We start from the raw sequence: 7,172 nt of genomic DNA on the forward strand, positions 1-7,172 counted from the left end.
ATTTGGGTGCGGAAACAGTGGCCCTCTTCCAGTAACCACAGTTCGTTGGGATCGATGTCGTCGGGCAGTATATATTTCTTTCCGTATAAATTAACTTTCTCCGAAGCATATACGTAGAGTTTTTCGCGGTAGAGAGGGGTAGTTTGAAAGCTGCTTTCTTCGGAAATCGTGGCAATGATCCCGATGTCGATGGTGCCACGCTTCAATTCGTGCAGTACTTTTTCCGTAATCATCTCCGTGATTTGTAGCTGAATGGTCGGGTACTTCTCGATAAATTCGTGAACGAATTGGGGCAGGAGGTAGGGCGCGATAGTCGGTATGATGCCTACGCGGAGTTCTCCGGCCAGCAAGCCGTTGTACTGCCGGGTGAGTTCAGCGAGTCGCGCAGATTCCTGCAAAATCACCTGAGCCTGCGCGATGACCCGCGCCCCGATGTCCGTCGGGACGACGGGCTGACGGTTGCGGTCGAAGATTTTCACACCCAACTCTTCCTCCAATTTCTTGATCATCATGGATAAAGTCGGCTGTGTGACGTGGCAATGCTCAGCGGCCTGCACGAAATGGCGATGACGATCGACCGCTACGATGTACTCTAACTGTTGGATATTCAATGTCTCAATTTTTGCTTTCGGCGTATGGGATTTCAATAGGCTAACACAGAGGCATTGGTAAAGATTTCGGCGTCAATTTGGTATATACAAAAAAAGGGAACCCTCCTAAGAAGGTTCCCTTTGTGTACGGTTGGACAACTAATTTTTTAGCGGTTGGTGAGCCTGCCACTATTAGGATTATATTTTCCAAAAGGAAAGCTAACTCCCAGATTGATACCGATGTTGTGGTTCATCAGTTTATTCGCATCCGACTTTGTGATATCGACGAGTCCTAAACCATAGCGGAGATCGGCGTTCAACCAAACTTTATTTTTCAGGCGGTAGTTGAAGCCCGCCCCGAGGGTAAGTCCGGCATCGATGGCGTTGTAGTTGCGGTTGTCGGTACTTCCATAAATATCGTTGCCATTTCGGTCTTTAGCGCCTAGTAAGAAATTAATGTGCGGGCCAATGAACAGTTTGGGCCGAACGCTTTGACCGGAGCGCCCCAGAAAATAGGTTAGCAAAATTGGGACCTGAATGTAATTCAATTTGATGTCATTGGTTTTATTCTGCACCTGAGCACCTAACTGGGTGAATAAGAGTTGTCCGCTTACCCCCAAACCAGAATTTGAACTGTAATTATAGAAACCACCGACGGTAAGCCCGGTTTTCCAGTCGTTATTACTGATGTCGCCCCGAAGATTGGCGATAGAGGCGCCCACTATTGGGCCAACGGAGACGTTTTCCTGAGCGAACGCAGTGCTTGAAATAATCAGGCAGAAAACGACGTACTGAATTCTTTTTTTCATAAAACAGATTTTTGAATAAAATTAAAGTGATTGGGCCTCATCTAAAATTCCGTGCCAGAGGCCATCAATAACCTGATTTTACCGGGCATTCTGTGCCCAATGAGCCGTTTACTAAATTCAGGCTACCGTTCAATCAGTTACGCCCCATTCTATTTGGAGACAAGCGTGTATGCGCGGTATGTTTGAAAGAAAAAAACGACAACTATGAAAAAGACATTCAAATTCCTCGTTCCATTGGCCATCGCTTTGATGGTAGGATGCAGCAAAAAAGACACGGCCCCAAGTCCAATGAACTGCGCCAACAGCGCCACTAAATTCTCTGACGCTCTGACGGCCTATGCGGCCAATCCAACCAAAGCAGGCTGCGAAGCTTACAAGAAGACCGTCAGAGATTATATAAAAAGTTGCGCAGCCTTATACACCGCCGTTGACAAGAAGGATTTGGAAGAATTCCTGGCTGAACCCTGCACAGAATAATTCAAGGGAGAAAAGGGAGGAGGGAGAATGGAGGAAAGGAAAAAAGGACGGCTTGCGCCAGCTCACTTTCCTCCTTACAAAATCAATGCGCTTCCAGCCAGTCTTTCCCCACGCCGATGCCCGTCTCCATCTTGACTTCCATTGGCAACGCGTTCTGCATGAGGTCTTCCACATTTGTTTTCAGGAAATCCAACTCTTCGCGGTGGGCGTCGAAGACGAGTTCGTCATGTACTTGCAGGATCATGCGGGAGCGAAGTTTTTCTTTCTGGATAAAATCCTGAATGTTAATCATCGCCAACTTAATCATGTCGGCGGCCGACCCCTGAATAGGGGCATTAATAGCATTGCGCTCGGCGAAACCCCGGTTGGTTTGGTTGCGCGAATTGATGTCGGCCAGGTAGCGGCGGCGGCCCAGGATGGTCTCGACGTACTCGCGCTCGCGGGCCTCTTTGATGACTCGATCCATGTAAGCTTTCACCGCCGGAAACTCTTCAAAGTAGGCTTTAATAATCTCGCCCGCATCGCCGCGCGAAATGCCCAGATTTCGGGCCAAACCGAAGGCTGAAATACCATAAATAATCCCAAAATTGACCGACTTGGCCTGCCGACGCATGTCAGAGGTGACGTCTTCCAACGGAATCTTGAAAACTTTGCTGGCGGTAGTCGCGTGGATGTCACGGCCCAGATTAAAGGCTTCGATCATGCTCGGGTCACCGCTAAACGCCGCCATGATGCGCAATTCGATTTGGGAGTAATCCGCTGACAGAATCTGAAATTCTTCGGAACGCGGCACAAAGGCTTTCCGAATCTCGCGCCCGCGGGCGGTGCGAATCGGGATGTTTTGCAAGTTAGGATTAGTGGAGCTCAGTCGTCCGGTAGCCGTCACGGCCTGGTTATAAGACGTGTGGATACGGCCCGTGTTGGGGTTGATAAGCAGCGGCAGGGCATCCACGTAAGTAGATTTTAGTTTCTGTAATTCACGGTAGTCCAGGATTTTCCGGGCAATCTCGTGATCGCTTTCCAGGGCTGACAGTACGTCCTCGCCCGTGGCGTATTGTCCGGTGCGGGTTTTCTTCGGGTTTTTGACCAAGTTCATTTTATCAAAAAGTACCTCCCCCAATTGCTTCGGCGAATTGAGGTTGAACTCCGTCTCGGCGGTAGCAAAAATATCGGTTTCCAAAACCTTGATGTCGGTTTCCAATTCCTGGGACATTTTAGACAGTGCGTCCATATCTACCCGGACGCCTTCGCTTTCCATGGCCGTCAGCACCCGAACCAACGGCATTTCTACGCCTGTAAAAAGTTTGGCGGCGGCTTTCTCATCCAATTCGGGCAAGAGTAGTTGGTGCAGTTGTAGCGTGATGTCGGCATCTTCCCCGGCGTACTCGGTCACCTCTTCGATTGGAACATCACGCATCGTCCCCTGATTTTTACCTTTTTTTCCAATTAGTGCCTCGATGGCGACGGGTTCGTAATTCAAATAATTCATCGCCAGACGATCCATGCCGTGCCGCTGCTCGGGTTCAAGTAGGTAGTGCGCCAGCATGGTGTCGGCGAGTGGGCCGCGAAGTTCAAGATCATAATTGAGCAAGACCAGCATATCGTACTTCAGGTTCTGGCCGATCTTGGTAATTTTTTCACTTTCAAAAAGGGGGCGAAAAATTTCTACGATAGCCTGCGCCTTTTCCCGTTCCGGCGGCACGGGTACATAAAACGCTTCTCCCGTCCGGTAGGAAAAGGCGATGCCGACCAGCTCGGCCTGCAGTGCATCCAGGGCGGTCGTCTCGGTATCGAAACAAAATTCTTCCTGTAGGCTGAGGTAGTGTACCAGACTGGCCATCAGTTCGGGCGTGTCCACGGTCTGGTAGTCGTGGGTAGCCGTAGCGATAGTGCGGTAGACGACAGGCGTCGGCTCGGACTGATTGGTGGAAGTTGAATTTTCGAAAGCCGCCACATTCGGGTTGCTGCCCGCGCCAAAAAGATCCAGCTGGCCGGGCTTACCCTTGGTGGTGGCAGCGGGCTTGGCGTCGATCGGGTTCTCGCCTAACACCCGACGGCGCAGGGTGCGGAATTCCAGTTCATCGAAGAGGGCGTTTACCTTATCGGTGTCGGGTTCTTCGTGGATAAGGTCTTTGGCACTAAATGGAATAGGTACGTTGACATCAATGGTCGCCAACTGCTTAGACATGATCGCCTGATTGGTATTGTCACGAACACGTTCGCCGAGCTTGCCTTTGATTTTGTCCGCCTGCGCGATGATATTCTCCAGACTACCGTATTGAGCGATGAGCTTCTGAGCCGTTTTTTCTCCCACACCCGGTATCCCCGGAATATTATCGGACGCATCCCCCATCAACCCCAACATATCAATCACCTGGTCGATCCGCTCGATTTTCCATTTATCCAGAATCTCGGCCACGCCCAATTTCTCGGCTCCCTTGCCCATAAAAGCGGGCTTGTACATGTAGACGTGTTCCTGAACTAGTTGACCGTAGTCCTTATCGGGAGTCATCATAAATACCTCGAAACCTTCTTCCGATGCGCAACGGGCCAGGGTGCCGATCACGTCATCTGCTTCGTATCCTTCTACGAGCAGAATGGGAATGTTCATGGCTTCCAGCAGTCGCTTCACGTAGGGAATCGCAACCGTAATGTCCTCCGGCTGGGCCTCGCGTTGAGCCTTATACTCTTTGAACTGCTCGTGTCGGAAAGTTTTCTTGGGCGTATCGAAGGCAACCCCGATGTGGGTCGGGGCCTCTTTTTTTAAAACCTCCAGGAGGGTATTGGTGAAGCCAAACACCGCGCTGGTATTCATGCCCGACGAGGTGATGCGGGGTGCTTTGATAAAGGCAAAATGAGCGCGATAGATAAGGGCAAAGGCATCGAGGAGGAAAAGCTTTTGGGTGGGTTGGGGCATGTCTCAGACTGAATGAATGGTAGTGAAGGACGCTTTTCGGCGGCAGTAGTTGATTTCGTAAAGATAAGACCTCTGGCGAAAACGAGAGCAGTAATCCCGTAATATGGCAATCGCTACGAAATTCAATTTTGGAGCAATTTTTGCTAATGTCTTGCCGAATCAAGACATTTGGGTAAAAAATTGAGCGATGAAGAAAATATACAAAGTGAGAAAAGTTCAAAAATCATCAGGATGGAGTTTGCTTATCGTAGCGCTCCTGTTGATGAGTTCATGCGGTACGGAAGGCCCGGAAGGGCCCGTCGGTCCCGCCGGCCCGCAGGGTACCACCGGACAAGTCGGCCCCCAGGGGCCGGCCGGAGCGGCTAACGTTATTTACTCAAACTGGGCAAAAGCAGGTACTTGGATCAAGACGAACCAGTTTGGTACCGACCGTTTTTACTTTGATATCAACAATGTAAACCGACTGACGCAAGCGGTTTTAGACCAGGGTGTAGTACTGTTGTATTCGAAGCTGGAAACAGAAAATAATCAGGTTCGGCAATTGCCCATACGGGTTTATGCCCTATTCACCGAGGATATAATCGACTTCACGCTCATGGTCAATCGAATCCGAATTTGGTCCATTCCCGTTCGTGGCCCCCAGACTCCGATAATTCCCTCGCCTAATCACGAGTTTCGTTACGTCATTATTCCCGGTGGCCAGGCGGGGCGCATCAGCTACGAAAACTTATCGTACGCCGAAGCCAAGGAAGCGTTCAACCTACCGGACTGACGGTAGTTGTTTAGAATGCGTTACCAGAATCTGATACCCGCTCGTAAACCCGCCGTGCGGAAGTTAGACTCGGTCTTGCCCCGCGAACCGGAAACAGTAATCACGTTGGAATTGTAAATCCCGGAAAAGTTATAGCCAAAGATTGCCTCCACAAAGAAGCCGAATTTCTTACGTTGCAACTCGACACCCAGCCCTCCCAACATTCCGAGCGATTGCTTTTTTAAAAATTTTCGGTCGTTGGTAGATTCGTATTTATCGTGATTGGTCATAGAGTAACCGAAGGGCAGCAAAATCTCAATGCCACCTTTAAGGTAAGGTCGCAACCGATTGGGATCGGTATTGCTTTTGTGAAGTTTGAGTGCCAAAGAAATATCTGCGCCCTCGACCTCGAAGTCTCCCGCCGAACTCGTTCGACCCTGTGCAATACCCAACGCTTTGTACTTCGTACGAAAGTACTCCGCCCCGATTACCACATCCAGCGGATTAAGGTAAGAGAGGAAGGAAAGTTGGAGGCCTGCCGACACAAAGTACCCATAGTTAGTTTCTTTCAACAAACCATCCTCGAAATAAAGCGGGTTATTGATTCCCACGCGGCCCGTCGGCTGTAGCGCAGTAGCTACGTTTCCCTTGCGGCAGCGATCGGGGTAAGCATCGCACTTCATGTCATCCATGATTTGTTTGATTCGAGCTTTCTGGCTCTCATCGGCGCAATCGTAAGCTTGCTGATAGGCGTCGTATGAGGCTTTCCATTCCCGATTTTCTGCACTCCTGAAGGCCAGGTCGCGGGCCGTCAGGAAGCAATTAGTCCGCTCACATTCAGTAATGCGCTGCGCATAAATGGGTAGCGCAGCGTCGCGCTGGGAGGCGTCGCATAAATCCAGGGCGGCGATCTCTCTAACAATATCCTTTGCCTCACCGCATTGTTTGCTTTCAATGGCGCGGTCGCCCTTTTGCTTGAGTGCGGTGTACAGACTGTCGGAAGTATGAAAGCGCTGCACCATATCTCTCAGGTTGAGATATTGGCCGAAAAATGCCGCATCACTCGGGCCACAACCATTGATTTGCTCCATAGCAGGTTGCCAGATAGCCCAGGCCTCCGCTACCCGGCAGTTCGACAGGGCTTCACGCACCCGAGTTGCTGACTTGCTGAATTCCTCCTGATTGACCTCGCAATCGAGCTTGTCCGACAAGCGCTTCTGGAATTCATCCAGCGCGGCTTTCATAGGTTCCAGACCCAGCGAACGCGCGTCAGCCAAATAGCCTACGGCTTCGCGGTAGTTATTCTTGTCGCCGCTCTCAGCGCCACGGGCCTCGGATAGCCGAGCCGATTCTAGTAGGTATTCATAGTAGCTGCGGGCGGCACAGTCTTTAAAGGCTCGGGCTACTTCGGGAATCTGACTTGCCACTTCGATAAGGCTGCGATAGGCGCTCCCTACAAACGTACGGTTGCCTGGATCAGCTTTCAGCCGGGCCAGATCGCTTTCCGTGCGGCGGTATTCGTCGATCCGTGAGATCAGCGAATCCGCATTCTCAATTAAGCGTCGGTTATTTTTTATAAAATAATACAAATCCTCTACCCGACATTCTTTCGCGTAACTCTGCATTCG

Annotated in this window: 6 protein-coding genes; 2 read left to right on the top strand and 4 right to left on the bottom strand. The window is 50.6% G+C overall.

Annotation, left to right across the window (positions count from 1 at the left end; genetic code table 11):
• The coding region (locus ACEW8P_RS17905) for a LysR family transcriptional regulator (protein WP_373514445.1) at window positions 1-611 on the bottom strand (611 nt) is incomplete at its 3' end.
• A gap of 146 nt (window positions 612-757) precedes the next feature.
• Complete coding sequence (locus ACEW8P_RS17910) at window positions 758-1,399, bottom strand: porin family protein (protein WP_373514446.1); 642 nt, start codon at window positions 1,397-1,399, stop codon at window positions 758-760.
• A 204-nt stretch (window positions 1,400-1,603) separates the two neighbouring features.
• Between ACEW8P_RS17910 and ACEW8P_RS17915 the strand changes: the two genes are divergently transcribed.
• Entirely contained in the window at window positions 1,604-1,876 is a 273-nt protein-coding gene (locus tag ACEW8P_RS17915; RefSeq protein ID WP_373514447.1) for a hypothetical protein, read from the top strand.
• A gap of 82 nt (window positions 1,877-1,958) precedes the next feature.
• Here the strand turns inward: ACEW8P_RS17915 and polA are convergent, their stop codons facing one another.
• Entirely contained in the window at window positions 1,959-4,793 is a 2,835-nt protein-coding gene (gene polA / locus ACEW8P_RS17920) for a DNA polymerase I (RefSeq protein WP_373514448.1), read from the bottom strand.
• 187 nt (window positions 4,794-4,980) lie between these two features.
• Here polA and ACEW8P_RS17925 point away from each other — a divergent pair, with 187 nt between their 5' ends.
• Window positions 4,981-5,565: a collagen-like protein gene (locus ACEW8P_RS17925; RefSeq protein ID WP_373514449.1), complete on the top strand. Its 585-nt coding sequence runs from the start codon at window positions 4,981-4,983 to the stop codon at window positions 5,563-5,565.
• Between the two features lie 20 nt (window positions 5,566-5,585).
• Here ACEW8P_RS17925 and ACEW8P_RS17930 read toward each other — a convergent pair.
• Window positions 5,586-7,172, bottom strand: a 1,587-nt coding sequence (locus ACEW8P_RS17930; protein WP_373514450.1) for a hypothetical protein, incomplete at its 5' end; no start/stop codon positions are given.

Origin of the sequence: Persicitalea sp. (assembly GCF_041751555.1) — a bacterium.
In the GTDB taxonomy this organism is placed as follows: Bacteria; Bacteroidota; Bacteroidia; order Cytophagales; family Spirosomataceae; genus Persicitalea.

Coding starts and splice junctions, on each gene's coding strand:
- ACEW8P_RS17925 (WP_373514449.1), top strand. CDS start 4,981: ATGAAGAAAATATACAAAGTGAGAAAAGTTCAAAAATCATCAGGATGG.
- polA (WP_373514448.1), bottom strand. CDS start 4,793: ATGCCCCAACCCACCCAAAAGCTTTTCCTCCTCGATGCCTTTGCCCTT.
- ACEW8P_RS17915 (WP_373514447.1), top strand. CDS start 1,604: ATGAAAAAGACATTCAAATTCCTCGTTCCATTGGCCATCGCTTTGATG.
- ACEW8P_RS17910 (WP_373514446.1), bottom strand. CDS start 1,399: ATGAAAAAAAGAATTCAGTACGTCGTTTTCTGCCTGATTATTTCAAGC.